Source organism: Micromonospora sp. NPDC057141, assembly GCF_042670805.1.
Taxonomy (GTDB): Bacteria; Actinomycetota; Actinomycetes; order Mycobacteriales; family Micromonosporaceae; genus Micromonospora.
The window spans coordinates 383,986-404,329 of the sequence record NZ_JBHUVA010000001.1 but is presented as its reverse complement, the minus strand read 5'-3'; the positions used below and the strand labels follow the sequence as shown (position 1 = coordinate 404,329).

15 protein-coding genes and 1 pseudogene are annotated in these 20,344 nt (G+C 75.2%); 1 reads left to right on the top strand and 15 read right to left on the bottom strand.

The features are described from left to right. Positions 1 to 11 precede the first annotated feature (11 nt). The 10 genes from alaS to aspS form a co-directional block, all read right to left on the bottom strand. Positions 12 to 2,690, bottom strand: coding sequence for an alanine--tRNA ligase (gene alaS / locus ACFT41_RS01760; protein ID WP_377587988.1), 2,679 nt, complete (start codon positions 2,688 to 2,690; stop codon positions 12 to 14). Further along, on the bottom strand, positions 2,687 to 2,992 hold the full coding sequence (locus tag ACFT41_RS01755) for a hypothetical protein (RefSeq protein WP_377587987.1): 306 nt from the start codon (positions 2,990 to 2,992) through the stop codon (positions 2,687 to 2,689). The genes alaS and ACFT41_RS01755 overlap by 4 nt, the downstream gene beginning before the upstream one ends. Positions 2,993 to 3,019: 27 nt before the next feature. Continuing rightward, a complete protein-coding gene (locus ACFT41_RS01750) occupies positions 3,020 to 3,481 on the bottom strand; it encodes a DUF948 domain-containing protein (protein WP_377587986.1) in 462 nt (153 codons plus the stop codon). Between the two features lie 149 nt (positions 3,482 to 3,630). Further along, entirely contained in the window at positions 3,631 to 4,257 is a 627-nt protein-coding gene (locus ACFT41_RS01745; RefSeq protein ID WP_377588011.1) for a hypothetical protein, read from the bottom strand. Positions 4,258 to 6,959: 2,702 nt separating this feature from the next. Further along, positions 6,960 to 8,456, bottom strand: a complete 1,497-nt coding sequence (locus ACFT41_RS01740; RefSeq protein ID WP_377583085.1) for a replication-associated recombination protein A — start codon at positions 8,454 to 8,456, stop codon at positions 6,960 to 6,962. A 75-nt stretch (positions 8,457 to 8,531) separates the two neighbouring features. Further along, positions 8,532 to 8,738, bottom strand: coding sequence for a hypothetical protein (locus tag ACFT41_RS01735; protein ID WP_377583087.1), 207 nt, complete (start codon positions 8,736 to 8,738; stop codon positions 8,532 to 8,534). Between the two features lie 175 nt (positions 8,739 to 8,913). Then, positions 8,914 to 10,242, bottom strand: a complete 1,329-nt coding sequence (locus ACFT41_RS01730; RefSeq protein ID WP_377583089.1) for an MFS transporter — start codon at positions 10,240 to 10,242, stop codon at positions 8,914 to 8,916. Further along, positions 10,239 to 10,907 (bottom strand): ArsR/SmtB family transcription factor, encoded by a 669-nt coding sequence (locus tag ACFT41_RS01725; protein ID WP_377583091.1) that lies wholly within the window; start codon positions 10,905 to 10,907, stop codon positions 10,239 to 10,241. The genes ACFT41_RS01730 and ACFT41_RS01725 overlap by 4 nt, the downstream gene beginning before the upstream one ends. 71 nt (positions 10,908 to 10,978) lie before the next feature. After that, on the bottom strand, positions 10,979 to 11,791 hold the full coding sequence (locus ACFT41_RS01720; RefSeq protein ID WP_377583093.1) for a sugar nucleotide-binding protein: 813 nt from the start codon (positions 11,789 to 11,791) through the stop codon (positions 10,979 to 10,981). 70 nt (positions 11,792 to 11,861) lie between these two features. After that, entirely contained in the window at positions 11,862 to 13,682 is a 1,821-nt protein-coding gene (aspS, locus tag ACFT41_RS01715) for an aspartate--tRNA ligase (RefSeq protein ID WP_377583095.1), read from the bottom strand. 195 nt (positions 13,683 to 13,877) lie between these two features. Here aspS and ACFT41_RS01710 point away from each other — a divergent pair, with 195 nt between their 5' ends. Further along, positions 13,878 to 14,585: a DUF998 domain-containing protein gene (locus tag ACFT41_RS01710; protein ID WP_377583097.1), complete on the top strand. Its 708-nt coding sequence runs from the start codon at positions 13,878 to 13,880 to the stop codon at positions 14,583 to 14,585. A 35-nt stretch (positions 14,586 to 14,620) separates the two neighbouring features. Here the strand turns inward: ACFT41_RS01710 and ACFT41_RS01705 are convergent. The 5 genes and pseudogenes from ACFT41_RS01705 to ACFT41_RS01685 form a co-directional block, all read right to left on the bottom strand. Then, positions 14,621 to 15,282: pseudogene (locus ACFT41_RS01705) on the bottom strand (MFS transporter). Positions 15,283 to 15,528: 246 nt separating this feature from the next. Continuing rightward, positions 15,529 to 16,578 (bottom strand): S1 family peptidase, encoded by a 1,050-nt coding sequence (locus ACFT41_RS01700; RefSeq protein ID WP_377583099.1) that lies wholly within the window; start codon positions 16,576 to 16,578, stop codon positions 15,529 to 15,531. A 352-nt stretch (positions 16,579 to 16,930) separates the two neighbouring features. Beyond that, on the bottom strand, positions 16,931 to 17,866 hold the full coding sequence (locus tag ACFT41_RS01695) for an acyl-ACP desaturase (protein ID WP_377583101.1): 936 nt from the start codon (positions 17,864 to 17,866) through the stop codon (positions 16,931 to 16,933). A gap of 110 nt (positions 17,867 to 17,976) precedes the next feature. Further along, a complete protein-coding gene (gene hisS, locus ACFT41_RS01690; protein ID WP_377583103.1) occupies positions 17,977 to 19,305 on the bottom strand; it encodes a histidine--tRNA ligase in 1,329 nt (442 codons plus the stop codon). 52 nt (positions 19,306 to 19,357) lie between these two features. Next, entirely contained in the window at positions 19,358 to 20,077 is a 720-nt protein-coding gene (locus tag ACFT41_RS01685) for an MBL fold metallo-hydrolase (RefSeq protein ID WP_377583105.1), read from the bottom strand. Between the last annotated feature and the right edge of the window lie 267 nt (positions 20,078 to 20,344).

Genomic DNA, 20,344 nt, shown 5'->3' with positions numbered 1-20,344 from the left:
GTGCGGTGCGCTCACGCGTCGGCGATCGCCTGCTCGACCGTGGCCAGCAGCTTCGGCGCCTCGGTCGCCGGCAGGCCGCCGCCCTGGGCCAGGTCGTCGCTGCCGCCGCCCCGGCCGGAGAACGCCGCCTTGACCAGGTCCTTCGCCGCCAGGCCCCGGCTGCGGGCCGCCGCGTTCACGGCCACCACGAGGGACGCCTTGCCGTTCGACCGGGCCGCCACGGCCACCACGGCCGGCCGGGCCGGGTCGATCTTGCCGCGGATCTCCTGGGCCAGGGTCCGCACGTCGTTGCCGGCCGCGCCCTCGGGCGCCTCGGTGCCGACGTACGCCACCCCCCGCACGTCCTTCGCCTGCCCGGCGAGGGCCGCCGCGCCGCCGAGCACGAGCTGGGCGCGCAGCTTCTCCAGCTCCTTCTCGGCGTCGCGCAGCTGGGTGACGGTCTGCTCCACCCGGTCGGCGACCTGGTCGCCGGGGACCCGGAACAGCTCGGCGAGCCGCGACACCAGCAGGTGCTCGCGGGCCAGGAAGCCGAACGCGTCCATGCCGACGAGCGCCTCGATGCGGCGTACGCCCGAACCGACCGACGCCTCGGAGAGGATCTTGACGAGGCCGAGCTGGGCCGAGCGGGCCACGTGGGTGCCGCCGCACAGCTCCCGGGCGTAGTCGCCGACCTCGACGACCCGCACCCGCTCGCCGTACTTCTCGCCGAACAGCGCCATCGCGCCGATGCGGCGGGCCTCCTCCTGGGTGGTGACGAAGGCGTGCACCTCCAGGTCGGCCAGGAGCACCTCGTTGACCTGCTGCTCCACGTCGTGCAGGACGCTCGGCGACACCCCGGTCGGGGTGTTGAAGTCGAACCGCAGCCGGCCCGGCGCGTTGAGCGAACCGGCCTGGGTGGCCGACTCGCCGAGGAAGTTGCGCATCGTCTGGTGCACCAGGTGGGTGGCCGTGTGCGAGCGGGAGATGGCCCGCCGCCGGGTCACGTCGATCTCGGCGTACCCGTTCTCGCCGGCGCGCACCTCGCCCCGGATCACCCGGGCGCGGTGCACGATCAGGCCCGGCACCGGCTGCTGCACGTCGAAGACCTCGACCTGGCCGCCGCCGACGGTGATCAGGCCCTGGTCGGGCTGCTGGCCGCCGCCCTCCGCGTAGAAGGGGGTGGTGTCGAGCACCAGCTCGACCGTGTCGCCCTCGACGGCTGCGCCGACCTGGTCGCCGCCGGCGAGCACGGCGCGGACCCGGGACTCCCGGGTCAGCTCCGTGTAGCCGGTGAACTCCACCGGCCCGCCCGCGTCCAGCACCGACCGGTACGCCGACAGGTCGGTGTGCCCGGTCTTGCGCGCCCGCGCGTCGGCCTTGGCCCGGTTGCGCTGGTCGGCCATCAGCCGGCGGAACCCGTCGGCGTCGACCGCGAGGCCCTGCTCGGCCGCGATCTCCAGGGTCAGGTCGATCGGGAAGCCGTAGGTGTCGTGCAGCTGGAACGCCTTGTCGCCCGACAGCGCCGGCTTCCCCGCCGACTTGGTCTCGGCGATCGCCGTGTCCAGGATCGTCGTCCCGGCGCGCAGCGTCGCCAGGAAGGCATCCTCCTCGGCGTACGCGTACTGCGAGATCCGGTCGAACTCGGCCGCCAGCTCCGGGTACGACGGGGCCATGCAGTCCCGCGCCACCGGCAGCAGCTCGGGCAGCGCCCGATCCTGCCAGCCCAGCAGCCGCACCGCCCGGATCGCGCGGCGCATGATGCGGCGCAGCACGTAGCCGCGCCCCTCGTTGCTCGGGGTGACCCCGTCGCCGATCAGCATCAGCGCGGTACGCACGTGGTCGGCGATCACCCGCAGCCGCACGTCGTCGGGGTGCGACTCGGCGGCCACATGGCCGGAGTGCGCACCGTACCGCTTGCCGGTCAACTCGGCGGCGCGCGCCAGGATCGGCCGGACCTCGTCGATCTCGTAGAGGTTGTCGACGCCTTGGAGCAGGGACGCCATCCGCTCCAGGCCCATGCCGGTGTCGATGTTCTTCTTCGGCAGGTCGCCGACGATCCGGAAGTCTTCCTTGCTCGTCACGTCGTCGATCTGGAACTGCATGAAGACGAGGTTCCAGAACTCCAGGTAGCGGTCCTCGTCGACCTCCGGGCCGCCCTCGCGCCCGTACTCGGGGCCCCGGTCGTAGTACAGCTCCGAACACGGACCGGCCGGGCCGGGAATGCCCATCGACCAGAAGTTGTCCTTCTTGCCCCGCCGGACGATCCGCTCGGCCGGCATGCCGACGGAACGCCAGATCTCGGCCGCCTCGTCGTCGTCGAGGTAGACCGTCGCCCAGATCCGCTCCGGGTCCAGCCCGAAGCCGCCCTCGGCGACCGACCTGGTGACCAGGTCCCAGGCCAGCGGGATCGCCCCGGCCTTGAAGTAGTCGCCGAAGGAGAAGTTGCCGTTCATCTGGAAGAACGTGCCGTGCCTGCTGGTCTTGCCGACCTCGTCGATGTCCGGGGTGCGGATGCACTTCTGCACGCTGACCGCCCGGGAGTAGGGCGGGGTGTGCTGCCCCAGGAAGTAGGGGACGAACTGCACCATGCCCGCGTTGACGAACAGCAGGTTCGGGTCGCTGATGGCGGGCAGCGGGGCGGACGGCACCACGGCATGGCCGTTCGCCTCGAAGTGGGCGAGATACCGCCGCTTGATCTCCGCCGTCTTCATCGCTGGTGCTCCTCCGGAAAGATCTCTCGGTCGCCGATGCGCGGGTCTTCCCGCAGCTCGGCGAACTGGTCGTCGAACGCCTCACCCCGGGCGAACGCCTCGCGGATCTCCTGCTCGCGCTCGGCCATCCCGACCCGCACGTCCTCCACGAAGCTACGCAGCGACTCCACCAGACCGCCAGCGGATTGCGACAGGCCGCCGGCGATGCCGGCCGGCGTGTACGCCTGCGCGGCGCGGGTCGCCTTGCGCACCACCACCACGCCGACGGCCAGCCCGATGCCCAGCCAGAACAGGCGCTTCATGATCTCATCCCTCCGTCGCCGGCCGGCTCAGCCGTCGCCGTGCTTGGCGGCGCGGCGCTGCTGCTTGATGGTGTCGCGCACCTCGCGCTCGGTCTCGGCGTGCCGGCGGGCGGCGGCGGCCCGGCGCACGCCGAAGCCGAACGCGGCCACCTTCACCAGCGGGTTCGCGGCGGCGGCGGAGACCACGGTGGCCAGGTTCGCCACGTTCGCGGTGACGTTCTGGGCGTGGGTGGTCATGGTGTCCACCTTGGCCAGCTGGAGGTTGACCCCGTCCAGCGAGACCTGCACCTGCTCCAGCGCGGTGTTGACGTTCTTCACCGTGGTGTTGACGTCACCGAGCAGGGGCGCGGTGCGGTCGTTGAGGTCGTTGATCATCCGGGTCGTGGCGTCCACGGTGTGCCGCAGGCGCAGGATCGGCACCGCCAGCACGAGCACCAGCATCAGGAACGCGCCGGCCGCGATCAGCGCAGCGACCTGTCCACCATCCACGCATGTCCTCCTCAACCAGAGTTCCGGGGCCCGACGCCCCGCAACGCGCGACCGTCATACCCACACCGTCGTTCGGCGACCCAACCCGGGTCAGCGGGGGCAGGCGGGCCTGCCAGCCCCAGACCCTACCGTCAGTGATGAAATCCGGCTCACGACGGTGAGGGTGTCGGCGTCAGCTCGCCGAGCGGATCCTCGCTCAGGGTCGGGAAGGGATCCTCGCCGGTGAGCGACGGGTCGGTGCTCGGCTGTGGCCGGGTCCGCTCGTCGTCGATGGCGTTGCGGACCTTCACCGACACCAACGACCCATTGCACTCCCCCGCTGCGGGGGGCGTGGCCAGTGACGTCGGCGCGGGTTCCCCGTCGATCGGCGGCGGAACGCAGGTCGGCTCGCGTACCCACAGGTCGAGGGTCAGCTCGTCGCGACGCCAGCAGGTGTAGTCGCCCTTCGCCGGCTGCTCCGGGCAACGGGTGACCTGCCACGGCTGCCAGCCGGACTCGGTCAGGGCGCGTTCGTAGGCCTGCGCCGTCTCCTCGACCGGCCGCTGCGACTCCACGGTGCGCTCGCGCAGCCGGCACTCCTCCACGCACCAACGGCTGCCGCTGACGTTGTCGACGGTCTTCGTGGCCGCCCAGCCGGGCACCTTCAGCCCGTCCAGGGTGTCGAAGACCGGGTCGCGGCTCAGCGTACGGATGCCGAAGTAGAGCGGCAGGGCGCCCAGCAGCACCACGCTGACCAGCGCGAGCACGCCCATCCGCAGCCGACGGCGCTCCCGCATCTGTCGCCGCAGCTCTGACCGGGCTCCGCTCAGGCCGCCAGACTCCGCCTCGTCCCCCTCGTCCGGGTCGTCCGCGTTCGCGGCCCGGCGCAACTGCTCCGCCCCGGCGGGGGCGTCGCTGCCCGGACGGGGCGCGGGGCCCGGGCCGAGCCGGTGCGCCTCCAAGCCGGGCCGGTGCGCCTCCGGGCCGAGCCGGGAAGGGGGCGCGTCGGTGGCCGGCACCACGGCGGCGGCCCGGGCCACCACGGGCGGCTGGTCGGGGCGGGCCGGCGACGCCGTACCACCGGTCGGCTCCGGTCCACCCTGCTGCGGGGGCGCCGAGGGTCCGGGGTCGTGCTGCGCCGGTGCCGCGCTGCCGGGGTCACGCTGCGGCGGTGCCGCGCGGCCGCCGGCGTGGTCGGCTGGCCGCTCGCCGGCGCGACCGGGCGGAACAACCGCCCGCGCCACGCCGGGCTGGTGAGGACCGGCGGTCGGGGCACCGGGCGGCACGGCCCGGCCGGCGGGGCCCCCCGGCGGCGTCGCGCGGCCGGCGGGACCGGACGGAGGTACGGCCCGGCCGGCAGGGCCCCCCGGCGGGTTGACCGGGCCGGCGACCCCGGGCGCCGCAGCGGCCCGGCCGGCGGGACCGCCGGGCGGGGTGGCTCGACCGGGCGCGGTGGGTGCCGCCGATGCCCGGGCGGTCGGCCCGGGCTCGGGGACGGATCCAGCGGGCCGGTGGCCGGTGGCAGCCCCGGACCGGGGCTCCTGGGTGGAGCGGGGGCCGGCACCGGCGCGCGGGCCGGACCCGACAGGCGGGGCCTGCGGGCGGTGCTCCTCGGGCAACGGCGGACGCACCTCCCCGGTACGCGGGTCCACCGCCGGCGGACGCGGCTCGCCCGTACGCGGATCCGCCGCCGGACGCGGGCCACCCGCACGAGGATCTGCCGGCGGACGGGGCTCGCCGGTGCGTGGGCCCGCCACCTGCGGACGGGACGGAGCTGCCGCCCGGCCGGTGGGCAGTGGGACCGGTTCCTCCGCCGGGTCGACGGGCGCGGCGGCGGGCCGGGTCCTGCCCCCGGGGCCGACCGGCCCAGCGCCGGCGCCGTGCTGCGCACCGGCTCCCCGGCCGCCGTCGCCGGGCCAGTAAGCCGATTCGCCGGCCGGCGGCACGGCGCCCGGCGGCGGGGACGGCACGGCCGCCCGGTTGACCATCGGCATCGCGGCGTCGGTGTGCGTGCCGCGACCTGCCTGGCGCAACCACTCCGCCGGACGCTGCGGCCGGTCGCCGCGGCCCTGCGGGGGGCCACCCCGCTCGGCGGGGCCGGGGAACCCGGCGTCGACGGGGCCGGCCGGGCGTCGCGGTGCCGCCCCGCCCGGGTCCGCCTCGGGCCGGGCCCGGCGGCGGCCACCGGGCTCCTGGCCGGTGGCCGCCGGCCCCTGGGCGACGGCCGGATCCACGCCGGTGGGACCGTTCGGCACCCCGGGCACCTCAGGGGCGTTGCCGCTGAGCGGGACGACCGGCGGCTGCGGCTCGGCGGCCCGCCGGCGACCGGCCGAACCGGGCGCGGGCGCAACCGGCCCGGCGGTGCCACGACCCGTCGGCTCGTCCGTGGCGGGTACGGCGGGTGCGGCGGAACTGGGGCGCTCGCCCGTCGGCTCGCGACGGGGACCGTCGACGGTCCCCGTCGGTGCCGGGTAGGGCGGGCCGGCGGGAGCCGGCGTGGCGCGGTGCGGCGGGGCCACGGCCCGGCCGGCGGGAGGTGGCGGACTGACGGCCCGGCCGGCGGGGGGTGGCGGGGCGGCGGCCCGGCCGGCGGGAGGTGGCGGACTGACGGCCCGGCCGGCGGGGGGTGGCGGGGCGGGGACGACCGGCCAGCCACCGGTGGGGGGCTGGCCACCACGTGCGGGCGGGGCCGTGGGCGCCCCAGGTGGGCCCAGCGGGCGGGGGCGCTGCCCGGGTGCCCCGGAGCTCGGCGGCGGCGGCCCGCCGGCCCGCTCGGCGGAGGGGCCCGCCGGCCCGGCCGGTGCCGCCGCTCGGGGTAGTCCGCCGGACGGTTCGCCGTCGTCGCGCGGGCGCCGGGGCACGGCGTCCGCCGGGTACGGGGCCCGCGCGGGCTGACCCGCCGGGTACGGCGGCCCGGACGGCTGACCCGCCGGACGGGGTGGGGCCGGCGACTGGGCCGGGCCCGGCATCGGCCCAGCCGGCAGCTGGGCCGGCAGCTGCGAGGGGCCCTGCGGCGGGCGGGCCGCCTGGGGCGGCTCCGCCGAGCCGTGCGGCGGGTGGGGCGGCTGGTGGGACGGCTGGTGGGGGCCCTGCGGCAGGCGGTTCGGCGGCTGCGGCGCGGCCTGCGGCGGGCGGGGCGGCTCGGCGGGCCCGGGGCGACGGCCCGGCTGCGGCGAGCCGGGCCACGGACCGTCGACCGGTCGCGGACGCGCCGGACCGGGTTCACCGCCATGCACCGGGACCCCCGCCGGGGGCTCGGTCGGAGCGCGCCGCGACTGCGGGTCGGGCGGCGGGGCCTGTCCCGGCGCCCCGCCGTCCGGCCCCAACTCGCCGCGCTGCCGCTTGGCGGAGCGCAGGTCGTCGATCCAGCCGAACTCCTCGCCGGCCACCGGCTCCTCGGGCTCGCTGTCGGGTCGGCCCCGGCCCCACCGGCGCCCCTTGGCGCGCGGCTCGCGCCGCTCGTCGGGGCCGTCCTCCGGTCGCTCCGAACCACGGGATCTCACTGCTGACCCTCCCCGACGGCGCCCGTGCCGTCCTCGTCCGCCGCGCTGGCGTGCCCGTTGCCCGACGGGTGGCGGCCGTTCCCCGGCAGGGCCGGATCGTCCGGACGCACCGGGGCAGGCAGCCCCCGGACGATCCGGCGCAGCAGCGGCAGCCGGGCGGCCACCGCCCGCTCCGCACCGTGCCCGCTGGGACGGTAGTAGTCGGCCCCGACGAGATCGTCGGGAGCGTACTGCTGGGTGACCACCCCGCGGGGGTCGTCGTGCGGGTAGCGGTAGCCCGTGCCGTGGCCGAGCCCTCGCGCGCCGGAGTAGTGGGCGTCGCGCAGGCCGCGCGGCACCGGCCCGCCTTGGCCGGCGCGGACGTCGGCCGTGGCGGCCCCGATCGCGGTGGTCGCCGAGTTGGACTTCGGCGCGGTGGCCAGATGGATCACGGCCTGGGCGAGGTTGAGCTGCGCCTCGGGCAGGCCGACGAACTCCACGGCGTGCGCGGCGGCGGTGGCCACGCCCAACGCGCCCGGATCGGCCATCCCGACGTCCTCGCTGGCGAAGATGACCAGGCGGCGGGCGATGAACCGGGCGTCCTCGCCGGCCACCAGCATCCGGGCCAGCCAGTGCAGCGCCGCGTCGACGTCGGAGCCGCGCATGCTCTTGATGAAGGCGCTGGTGACGTCGTAGTGGGCATCGCCGGCCCGGTCGTAGCGCACCGCCGCGACGTCCACCGCCTGCTCGGCGGTGGCCAGGTCGATCCGGTCGACGCCCAGCGCCGCCGCCGAGGCCGCCGCCGCCTCCAGGGCGGTGAGGGCCTTACGCACGTCGCCGCCGGCGAGGCGTACGAGGTGGTCCTCGGCGTCGGGCTGGAGGGTGAACGCGCCGGCGAGGCCGCGCGCGTCGGTGACCGCGCGGCGCAGCAGGCCGCGCACGGCCGCGTCGTCCAGGGGCTGGAGGGTGAGCAGCACGCACCGCGACAGCAGCGGCGAGATGACCGAGAAGTACGGGTTCTCCGTGGTGGCCGCGAGCAGGGTGACCGTCCGGTCCTCCACCGCGGCGAGCAGCGAGTCCTGCTGGGTCTTGCTGAACCGGTGCACCTCGTCGATGAAGAGGACCGTCTGCGGGCCGCCGGAGCGGCGCTGCCGGCGGGCGGTGTCGATCACCGCCCGGACGTCCTTGACCCCGGCGGTGAGCGCCGACATGGCCACGAAGCGGCGGTCGGTGGCGTGGGCCACCAGGTGGGCGATCGTGGTCTTCCCGCAGCCGGGCGGCCCCCAGAGGATCACCGACATCGGGGTGGCGCCGCCGACGAGCTGGCGCAGCGGCGCGCCCGGGGCAAGCAGGTGCCCCTGCCCCACCAGCTCGTCGATGCTGGCCGGGCGCATCCGGACGGGAAGCGGCGAGTCGGCCGCCACGGGGGTGAAGCCGTCAACGCCGACGGCACCCGCGGGGGCGCCGGGCGCCCCGGCGGGTGCACCGAGGGAGAAGAGAGCGTCGGACTCCATCACGAAGACAGTACCGGGCCGGGCCCGCCGCGCCGGAACTGCGGCGCGGGCCCGGCCCGATCAGATCGATTACGGTCAGCCACGGCCGGGGCGGCGGCCCCGGTACCAGCGGCCACCGCCGCGCGGGCCGCTGCCCACCCCCGCCAGGTGGAGGGAGAGCAGCAACAGGCCGAGCATCAGCAGGGTGTGCACGTTGAACAGGTCCGGCGCGCCGAAGTTGGTGTCGAGCAGGTCGAGCAGCAGAGCGAAGCCGAAGACGATGGCCGCGAGAATAGCGAGCATGTCGGTCCTCCGGTAGGGGTTCCCAGTAGGTCGCCGTGTGAGGTACCCAATCGGTCCGATCGCCAATCTCCACCGTGGATCGGGTTCGCCGTGGCGACGGTGGGTCACCGACCGCTCGCCTGCGGTGCAAGGAAGGGCCCCTTGTCGACGCCTACGGTAGAGAAGGGTCCCCTTCTCACCGCCTGACCGCGGAGGCATCGGGAGCGGAGGCCGCGGGATCGGCGGGTGCGGGATCGGCGGGTGCGGGTGCGGCGGGAGCCAGGGCGGCGGGGGTGCGACCGGCCCGCCAGGCGGGCAGGTACAACGGTGCGGCGGCGGCGAGCACCACCGCGCCGACCAGCATCGCCGCGCCGACGCTGGTGCGCTCGGCGAGGGTGGTCAGCGTGAGCGCGCCGAGCGCCCCGGCCGGCTGGGCCATCATCGAGTTGAGGGAGAGCACGCTGGTGCGGTACGGGCCGTCGACCTGGCGGTGCAGCAGCCCCATGTGCAGCGGGTTCGACGCGCCGTGCACGGCATAGCAGGCCAGGTAGGCGACGATCACGCCGACCGGGCCGGCGAGCAGGCCCATGCCGACCACGGTCACGCCCTGCAGAACCCGCAGCAGCCCGGCGGCCGGCGCGGCCCCGATCCGGCGCGACAGGACGGGGATGAGCGCGGCGCCGAGGGCGTTGGCCAGCCAGGCCGCCGAGCTGGCCGGGCCGAGCAGCGCAGCGGCCCGGTCGGCGTCGCCGACCACCTCGGCGAGGCGCACGGGCAGCAGCGTCTCGAAGGTGACCATGCCGAAGCCCCAGAACAGCTCGACCGCGACCAGCGCGAGCAGCACCCGGGAGCGGCGCAGCAGGCCGACCGCCTGCCCGACCATCCGGGGTGCCGCCGCCACCGAGGCACGCAGCGCGGCGGGCCCCCGGGCGGTGCGTGCCTCGCGCAGCAGGACCAGCAACGCGACCAGCAGCACGGCCTGCAGCACGATGGCGGCCAGCACCGGCAGGGTCAGCGCGCTGACCGGCCCGACCGGGCCAAGGGCGACGAGGCCGCCGCTGAGCAGCGCGCCCGCGCCGATGGCGAGGCCGATGACGGTGCCGGCGTGGCCGAGGCCGCGCTCGTACTCGGCGTCGGGGTCGGCGGCGAGGGTGGCGTCGACGTACCAGGATTCCAGCGGGCCGCTGTCGAGTGCGCGGTAGACGCCCTGCAACCCCCAGGCCAGGAAGAACAGCCAGAACGACTGCGCCACGGCGAAGACGGCGAAGGAGACGAGGCCGACAGCCCAGGCGACGGCGAGCACCGGCTTGCGGCCGAGCGCGTCGGCGAGCCCGCCGGTCGGCAGCTCCAACGCGAGGACGATCAGGCCCTGCGCGATGCCGGCCAGGCCGATCTGGGACAGCGACATCCCGCGCTGCTGCATCAGCAGGATCATCACCGGGATCATCAGGCCGCCCGGCAGCCAACGCAGGCCGTACAGGACGAGGTAGCGGACATGGATCTGGCGTACGGTCAGAGCGGTCACGGCTTGTCCTCGTCGGGAAGCGGGGCGTCGAGGATCGGGGTGGCGAGGATCGGGGCGGCGAGCCGCAGCTCGGCCAGCATCGGGTAGGCGGCCAGGTAGATCTGCACCTGCTCGGCACCCGGCTCGGCGGGGTCGGCCTCCGCGCGGTAGCGCTCGAAGACCGCCCAGAGTTCGTCCTTGAGCGCTTGGAGGCGCTCGGGCGGGATCGTCATGAACACGTCGCCCATGCCCAACGCGTCGCGCCAGGCCGGCGACCACTCGTGCCGCCGGGCGAACCACTGCTCGGCGTGTTGCACCAGGTAGCGAACCTGGTCCGCTTCGATCCACTCGATCGCGGCCCGGGCGTCCGGGTCGTCGTCGTAGTCGCTGGCCTCCCACTGGGTCACCTGGTGGGCGGCGCGCCAGTAGCGTTGCCGCCCGGTGCCCAGCTCCGGGTCCTCCACGACGAGGCCGACCTCGGCGAGCTGACGCAGGTGGTAGCTGGTCGCGCCGGTGTTGGTGCCGAGCACCTGGGCGAGGTCGGTGGCGGTGGCCGGGCCCTTCACCCGCAGCGCCCCGACGAGGCGCATGCGTAGGGGCTGCGCGAGCACCCGCACCTGCCGGTGGTCGAGCCGGACGGCGCGCGGCACGGACCGCGCCTCCTCGTTCGCCGAAGTGTTCTCCATGCGATGCACAATAACTGTGCACAGAAGCTATGCACAACTTCTGTGCAGAGTTGGGGATCCGACGGGACGGTTCAGCCGAGCAGCTCGTACACGCCGCGCAGGCGGGTACGCAGCAGGCCGGCGGCGCGGGAGCTGTCGAGACGTACCTCGATGGGGCGGGCCAGGCCCGACGCGGCGCTCGTGGCGGTCCGCAGGCCGCCCGGGTCGAGCCCGAACCGCCGGGCCACCAGGAGCCCCAGCTCGGCGCGGCTGACCCCCTCCGGGCCGGCCACGTTGAGTAGCCCGGCGTGGTCCCCCGCCGTCAACTCCAGGACGGCGGCGGCCAAATCGCCCACGTCGACCGGGCAGCGGACCTCGTCGGTGAACAGGGCTGTGCGGCCGGCGAGGGCGTCCAGGCAGAGCCGGATCTGCTTGCTCCGCTCGTCGCCCACGATCAACGAGGTACGCACCAGCGCCGCCTGAGGGTCGATCGCCCGCACTGCGGTCTCCGCCGCCGCCTTCGCCGCCCCGTACGCGAACACCGGGGTCGGCGGGTCGTCGTCGGCGTACGGCTCGGGTCGGCCGGCGTGCAGCGCGTCGCTGGACAGGTGCACGAGCCGCGCCCCCGCCTGCGCGGCGGCGTACGCCACGTTCGCCGCGCCGTCGGCGGTGACCGTCCAGTCGTCGTACCGGTAGGGGGTGCTCACCACGGCGGCGGGCCGCACCGCCGCGACCAGCGCGCGCACGGCGGCCCGGTCGGTCACGTCGAGCCGACGCACCTCGACGCCGGCCAGCTCGACGGGGTTGGCGTGGTACGTGCCGACCACGCGCTCCCCCGCCGCGACGGCCCGCCGGCACACCTCGCCGCCGAGGTACCCGCTGGCACCCACCACGAGCAGCGTCACGTCGCCCCCGTTCCTCCCCGGGCCCGGCGGACGGCCACCGTCGGGCCGCCCGCCGGAATCGCTGGTCGCCTCAGACCGGATCGGCCACCGGGGCGGCCGGGCCGGCGGTGCCCGTGTGCGCGCCGGTCGGGGCCTTCGGCTTGGCGTCGATGCCCGCCTCGGCGCGCTGCTGGGCGGTGATCGGCGTCGGCGCGCCCGTCAACGGGTCGAAGCCGCCCCGGGTCTTCGGGAACGCGATCACCTCGCGGATCGAGTCCGCACCGGCCAGCAGCATGCAGACCCGGTCCCAGCCGAACGCGATGCCGCCGTGCGGCGGGGCGCCGTACTTGAACGCCTCCAGCAGGAAGCCGAACTTGTCCTGCGCCTCTTCCGGGGTGATGCCGAGCAGGTCGAAGACCCGCTGCTGCACGTCGCCCCGGTGGATACGGATCGAGCCGCCGCCGATCTCGTTGCCGTTGCAGACGATGTCGTACGCGTACGCCAGCGCCCGGTCCGGCGCCTCCTCGAAGCGGTCCACCCACTCGGCGTTCGGCGAGGTGAACGGGTGGTGCACCGCCGTCCAACCGCCCGCCCCGCCGGCTTCGTCCGAGGTCCGCTCGAACATCGGCGCGTCGACCACCCAGCAGAACGCCCACGCGCTCTCGTCGACCAGCTTCGCCCGCTTGGCGATCTCGATCCGGGCCGCGCCCAGCAGCTCCTGCGCCTCCCGCGCCTCGACGCTCGCGGCGAAGAAGACCGCGTCGCCCGGCTTCGCGCCCACCGCGTCGGCCAGCCCCGCCAGATGCTCCTCGGAGAGGTTCTTCGCGACTGGGCCGCGCGCCGCGCCGGTCTCCGCGTCGAGCACCACGTACGCCAGGCCCTTCGCGCCGCGCGCCTTCGCCCAGTCCTGCCAGCCGTCCAGCTCCTTGCGGGTCTGGCCCGCGCCGCCCGGCATGACGACGGCACCCACGTACCCGCCCGCGTCGATCGCCCCGGCGAACACCCGGAACGCCGTGCCGCGCAGGTAGTCCGTCAGCTCGGTCAGCTCCACGCCGTAGCGCAGGTCCGGCTTGTCGGAGCCGTACCGGGCCATCGCGTCGTGCCAGGTGATGCGCGGGATCGGCCGGGAGATCTCGTGGCCGGCCAGGTCCGACCAGAGCGCCGCCACGATCGCCTCACCGAGGTCGATCACGTCGTCCTCGGTGACGAAGGACATCTCGATGTCGAGCTGGGTGAACTCCGGCTGCCGGTCGGCGCGGAAGTCCTCGTCGCGGTAGCAGCGGGCGATCTGGTAGTAACGCTCCATGCCGCCGACCATCAGCAGCTGCTTGAACAGCTGCGGGGACTGCGGCAGCGCGTACCAGCTGCCCGGCTGGAGCCGCACCGGGACCAGGAAGTCGCGCGCGCCCTCCGGGGTGGACCGGGTCAGCGTCGGCGTCTCGATCTCCAGGAAGTCGCGCTCGTGCAGCACGCCCCGGGCGAGCTGGTTGGCCCGCGACCGCAGCCGCATCGCCCTCGCCGGGCCGCCCCGGCGCAGGTCCAGGTAGCGGTACCTGAGCCGGATGTCGTCGCCGGCCTCGACCTGGTCGTCGACGGGCAGCGGCAGCGGCGCGGCCTCCGAGAGCACCTCCAGCGCGCTGGCGGTCACCTCGATATCGCCGGTGGACAGCTCCGGGTTCTCGTTGCCCCCGGGGCGGCGGGTCACCTCGCCGGTCACCTTCACGCAGAACTCGTTGCGCAGCGCGTGGGCGTCCTCCTCGCGGAAGACCACCTGCACGACGCCCGAGGCGTCGCGCAGGTCGACGAAGATGACACCGCCGTGGTCACGCCGGCGGGCGACCCACCCGGCGAGCGTCACCGTGGTGCCGGCGTCCGTCGCGCGCAGGCTGCCGGCGTCATGGGTACGGATCACGGCTTGCGTCTCCCTCATCGTCTGCGATCGGTCTGCCCTCGCATTCTGTCAGGGCGCCCCGCCCCCCGCCGTCACCGGGCGCGGCTGGGGGGTAAGGAAGGGCCCCTTGTTATCGCTTTCTGTCGTACAGGGGCCCCTGCTAACACGTCCCGCGCCGCCAACGCGCTGGCGGGGCGCGCCGCGTACGGTGTGCGGATGCGTGCCGTACCCCCATGGGCCCTGCTCTCCGCCGGCGCCGCGCCGGTGTTCCTGGTCGGCGGCTGGCTCCTCGGCGCGGCCCGGCAGCCCGGCGGGTTCGACCAGGTCTCCGGGACGATCAGCGCGCTCGCGGCCGTCGGCGCGGCCGACCGGTGGATCATGACGCTCGGCCTCGTCGGTCTCGGCCTGTGCCACTGCGTGACCGCCGCCGGGTTGCGCCCGCTGGCAGCCGGGGGTCGGGCGCTGCTCGCGCTGGGCGGGGTCGCCACGCTCGCGGTGGCGGCGTTTCCGCTGCCGGCCGACGGCGACTCGGTGCCGCACGCGCTCGCCGCCGCCGTCGCGTTCGGTGCGCTGGCCCTCTGGCCGGTGCTCGCCCCCGCCGGCCACGGGCCACGCGAGGCCGAACCGCAGCCGATCGCCGACGGGCCACGACCCGGGGAGCCGCGACAGGCCGACCATCGACGCCGCGACACGCCCCGGCCGGCGGGCCGCGACCCGGACCGCCGGGCCCGGTCCGCCCCGGACGGGTACGCCCGAGGACGGGCCGCCTGGGCGGCGCTGGCGGTGGGGCTGCTGGTGCCGGTGGCCTGGTTCGCAGTCGAGCTGGCCACCGGCGGCGACCGGGTGGGCCTGGCCGAGCGGGTGGCCGCCGGCGCGGAGGCGCTCTGCCCGTTGCTGGTCGCCGGGTGGCTGAGCCGGCGCTGACCCACGGCGCACCGCCACCGGCGCTGACCCGCGGCTCACACCTCGTCGGCGGGGAGGAGATGGGTGACGCGGACCTCGCCCTCGGTGAGCGCCCTCGCCCGTTCCTCCGCCGCCCGATCCGCGCCGGTGAGCCGGCCGCCGTGCTGGCGCAGGTGCGGCTCGGGCCAGTAGACGGCCGGGTCCCGGTCGACCCCGCGGGTGTCGCGCAGCGGCCACAGCGGCACGGTGAGCGCGGCGACGGCCATGGCCGCCCCGGCCTGGGCGACCAGCACGCCGGCCACCGCCGGGCCGACGGAGCGGGCCAGGTTGACGCTGACCGAGCCGAGGGCGGAGGCGCTGACGAGCTGCGCGCGGGGCACCAGTTCGGGAATCACGGCCTGCCAGGCGGGCAGGGTGAGCGCCTGGCCGACGCCGAGGCGAAGGTGAGGGTGAGCAGCAGGGCCGGCGGCATCCGGTCGGCGGCGGTGAGCGCGGTCAGCAGCACCCCCACGGCGGCCAGGAAGCACTGCACGCCGATCAGCAGCCGGCGCCGGTCGAGGGTGTCGGCGAGCGCCCCGGCGGGCAGGGCCAGCAGCAGCACCGGCAGCATGCTCGCGGTCTGCACCAGGGCGACCAGGGTGGGGGCGTTGGGTTGGTCGACCAGCAGCCACTGGGCGCCGACGGTCTGCATCCAGGTGCCGACGTTGCTGGCCAGCACGGCCAGCCACAGGCTGCGGAACGCGGCGAGGCGCAGCGGGGCCCAGGCCGACGCGGGCGGGGCGGGGGGCGGTGTGGCGCTCACCGGGCGCAACGTACCCCGGTTCGGCCGGCCCAGTCGATCCTCGCGCGGATCACGCCCGACCGGGCCGCCGGTCCCGGCCCTTTCCGGCTACGCCGGGTCCCGGGTACGCCCGAAGCGGGCCGCCGGAGGCCGGCGACCCGCTTCGCGGAGGGTGGTGGTGGATCAGATGATGCTGACGCCGTAGACGCTGAGCGGCTCGGTGACCGGCTGGAAGTAGGTGGTGCCGCCGCGGGTGCAGTTGCCGCTGCCGCCGGAGGTGAGGCCGACGGCGCTGCTGCCGCTGAACAGCGAGCCGCCGCTGTCGCCCGGCTCGGCGCAGACGTTGGTGCGGATCAGGCCGGAGACGGAGCCCTCGGCGTAGTTCACGGTGGCGTTGAGCGCCTGGACCGAGCCGCTGCGCAGGCCGGTGGTGCTGCCGGAGCGCTGCACGCTCTGGCCGACGTACGCGTTGGCCGCGCCGGTGACGTCCCGGTAGCTGCCGTTGTAGAGGGAGACGTTGCCGGTCGCGTTGGCGGAGTTGCTGTGCCGGACGATGCCGTAGTCGTTGCCCGGGAAGCTGGTGCCGGCGCGGGTGCCCAGGGTGCTGGTCTGGGCCGAGTTCGAGTACCAGGTCGAGGCGATGTTGGTGCAGTGCCCGGCGGTCAGGAAGTAGGTGACGCCGGAGCTGCTGCGCACGTTGAAGCCGAGCGAGCAGCGACCGCCGCCGGCCGCGTAGATCGCCTGGCCGCCGGAGATGCGGGTGCTCAGCACGCCGGCCTCGGCCTCGATGCGGACGGCGCCGCCGGTCCGGGCGGCGGCGGCCTGCACGCGCTCCAGCTTGGCGCCGGTGACGGTGCTGTCGACGGAGACGACGACCTGGTTGCTGGCCGGGTCGGTCCACCAGGCGGTGCCCGGGATCTTCGCGGAGCGCTCCAGCTCGGCGGTGGCCCGGTTGAGCTCGGCGGCGCCCCGCTTGACGAGCTTCGGGGTGGCGCCGGAGGCGCGGACCTGGCGGGCGGCGGCGGCGTCGGTCACGGTGACGACCATCTTGCCGCTGGCGTCGGCGTACGTGCCGGCGGAGCGGTCACCGAGCCGCTCGGCCAGGCCGGCCGCGGCGTCGGGCGAGGCGGCGGGGGCGGCCTGGACGGGTGCGCCGATCAGCGCGGTGGCGACCAGGGTGCCGGCTGCGGCGATGGACACGGCGCGGAGGAGCGATGACCTCGTGGGTCGCATGTAACAACCTCCCGGAAGGGGGTGACGGGTCACGCCGGGGGTGACGGACCCGAGGACCACCCGGCCGGAGCTGGGGTGAACCGGCCGAGTGAACTGAAGTATTCACATACTTAGATTCACTGGCAAGACCCGACTTCGCCCTGTGTCACCCGAGCTACGACCGACACGAGTTCGCAACATCGCACCACCAAAGTCGATCAGCGCGCTCGACGTACCCCCAATTTCCCCAGCCCCCCACCCCCTCCCCTCCCCACACCCCCGCGATCTTGCACTTTCGGCCCCCGCGACGGGCGTCATGCCCCTTTCGCCGGGGCCCCAACTGCAAGATCGGGGGTGGGGGGTGGGGGTGAGGTCAGCGGGCGGCGGCCAGGCGGGCGGCGCGGGCGGCGCGCTTCTCCTCGAAGCGGGACGCGTGGACCTGGAGCGTGTCCAGGTGGGCGGCGATCTGGTCGCGGGCAGCCTCGCCGTCGGCGTCCAGGCCGGTCACGTTGAACACGTCCCACTGACGCAGCACGGGGACGACCACCTCGTCGCGGTGCTGACGCAGGTCGTAGATGCCGGCCAGGGCGATCGCCACCGACTTGCGGGCGAAGCCCTCGATGCCCACGCCGGGCATCTGGAAGTCGGCGAGGACGTCGGCGATCGCCCGCATCGCCTGGCTCGGGGCCACCTCCAGGGCGGCGGCGAGCAGGTTGCGGTAGAAGACCATGTGCAGGTTCTCGTCGGCGGCGACGCGGGCCAGCAGCGCCTCGCAGGCCGGGTCGCCGGTCACCCGGCCCGTGTTGCGGTGCGAGATCCGGGTGGCCAGCTCCTGGAACGACACGTACGCCAGCGAGCGCAGCATCGAGTCGTCGTGGGAGTTGGTGTAGCCGGCGGTCATGTGCACCATCCGGGCCCGCTCCAGCGCCACCGGGTCCACCGCCCGGGTCACCGTCAGGTAGTCGCGGATGGCGGTGCCGTGCCGGCCCTCCTCGGCGGTCCACCGACCCACCCACGTCCCCCACGCCCCGTCCGGGCCGAACAGGGTGGCGATCTGGTGGTGGTACGAGGGGAGGTTGTCCTCGGTCAGCAGGTTCACGACCAGCGCGGTACGCGCGATCTCGGGAATCGTCGAGTCCGACGGCGACCACGCCTCGCCGCCGAGCGGGCCGTCGAAGGTGCGCCCCTCGCTCCACGGCACGTACTCGTGCGGAAACCATTCCTTGGCCATCGAGAGGTGTCGGTCGAGGTTCTTCGCCACGACGGGTTCGAGCTCGACGAGCAGGGCGGTCTGGCTGAGTGCGGTCACGAGGTTCTCCCTACGGTGGCGTAACTTACGCCACCGTAGGTCCTCCGCGCCGTACGCGCCAGTAACGCCCGGCCCCGCGCGTCCCGGCTCACCCGACCGGGCGTCGCACCTCAGCTCACCAGGGGCGACAGGTCCTCCCGGGGCGGGGTCCACTCCCCGGCCGCCGCCGCCACCTGCTCGCCGGAGCGGATGTCCTTCACCTCGTCGGGCGCCCCGTCGACGCCGGGGAACCAGACGTACGGGATGCCGCGCCGCTCGGCGTACTTGATCTGCTTGCCGAACTTCGCCGCGCTCGGCGCCACCTCCGTGGGCACCCCCCGGCGGCGCAGCGTGTCGGCGACCGCGTTGCTCGCCGGCCGCCGCTCCTCGCTGGTCACCGCCACCAGCACGCACGTCGGCACGCTGCGGGACACGGTGAGCGCGCCCGCGCCGAAGAGCAGCCCGAGCAGCCGGCTCACCCCGATCGAGATGCCCACCCCGGGGAAGGCCGCGCCGCCGGCGCTGACCAGGTTGTCGTACCGGCCGCCGGAGCAGATCGAGCCGAACCGCTCGTAGCCGGCCAGGGACGTCTCGTAGACGGTGCCGGTGTAGTAGTCCAGCCCGCGCGCGATCCGCAGGTCGGCCACGCACAGCCCCGGCGAGTGCGCGGCGGCGGTCTCCACCACCGCGACCAGCTCGGCGACGCCCTCGTCGAGCAGCGGGTGGGTGACCCCGAGGGAGCGCACGGCGTCGGCGAACGAGGCGTCGGGGGCGGAGATCTCGGCCAGCGCCAGGCACGCCCTGGCCTGCGCCTCGCTCGCCCCGGCCGTCTCGGCGAGCAGCTCGGCCACCTTCGCCGGGCCGATCTTGTCGAGCTTGTCGACCGCGCGCAGGGCGGCCTCCGGGTCGGTCAGCCCGATGCCCCGGTAGAACCCCTCGCAGATCTTGCGGTTGTTGACCTGGATGGTCACCGGCGGGATCGGCAGCGCGCGCAGCGCGTCGCCGATGACCAGGGGCATCTCGGCCTCGTAGTGGGCGGGCAGGGTGTCCCGGTCGACGATGTCGATGTCGGCCTGGAGGAACTCCCGGTAGCGCCCCTCCTGCGGGCGCTCGCCCCGCCACACCTTCTGGATCTGGTAGCGGCGGAACGGGAACTGGAGCCTGCCGGCGTTCTCCAGCACGTAGCGGGCGAACGGCACGGTCAGGTCGAAGTGCAGGCCGAGGGAGTCGTCACCGGCGGGGCCGTCGGCGTCGGCCTGGAGCCGGCGCAGCACGTACACCTCCTTGGAGGTCTCCCCCTTGCGCAGCAGCTGGTCGAGGGGCTCGACCGAGCGGGTCTCCAGCGGCGCGAAGCCGTACAGCTCGAAGGTGGCGCGGATCCGGTCGAGAACGTACTGCTCGATCATCCGCTGCGCCGGGGTCCACTCGGGGAAGCCGGAGATGGGCGTGGGCTTGCTCATGACGCTCCGTTCGGCACCCGCGCCGTCTGCGCGGGAAGGGTCGAGGCGCGGCCTAGAGACCGCGGGCGGGTGCGGCCGGGCGCGCGTCGCCCGAGGCCGCCACCTCGATGAGGTACGGGTTGCTCGCGCGCTCGCGGCCGATGGTGGTCGCGGGGCCGTGGCCGGGCAGCACCACCGTGTCGTCGGCCAGCGGGAGGATCTTGTCGCGCAGGCTGGTGAGCATCCGGGGCATGCTGCCGCCCCACAGGTCGGTGCGGCCGATCGAGCCGGCGAAGAGCACGTCGCCGGAGAGGCAGACCTGCTCGGCCTCCCAACGGGAGCCGGCGCCGGGCAGCCGGAACAGCACCGACCCGCCGGTATGGCCCGGGGCGTGGTCGACGGTGATCTCCAGGCCGGCGAGGGCCAGGGTCGCGCCGTCGGTCAGCTCGGCGACGTCGTCGGGCTCCGAGTAGGGCAGCCGGCCGCCGAAGAGCCCACGGAGGTCCATCGACAGCCCCTTGCCCGGGTCGGCCAGCAGCTCGCGGTCCTCCGGGTGGACGTACGCGGTGACGCCCCGCGCGCCGCAGACCGGCGCGACGGAGAACGTGTGGTCGAGGTGGCCGTGGGTGAGCAGCACGGCGGCGGGGTGCAGGCGATGCTCGGCGAGGACGGCGTCGAGCCGGTCGACGACCCCGATGCCCGGGTCGACCACCACGCACTGCTCCCCCGGCCCGGTCGCCACCACGTAGCAGTTGGTGCCGAAGGCGTCCGCGGGAAAGCTCGCCACGAGCACGCCGCTCCCCTTCCGTCGAGCTGTCTCACCCTGCTGTCCCACCCTGCACCGGAAGCCTAGCCGCAGCGGCGAGCGGATTGCGGCGGCCCACCCGTCACCGTGGCCCCACCGGCCCAGTGAGCAACTCCGATAAAGCCAGCCCGGACCTCGTACACCACTTTCCCAGCCGCTACCCGTACACTCTGGCGGGCGTGTGGCGTGGCGCACGTGGCGCCCGACGGGGCGCTACGCCGACCGCCGGTGACCATCAGGGCAGAGGAAGGGGAG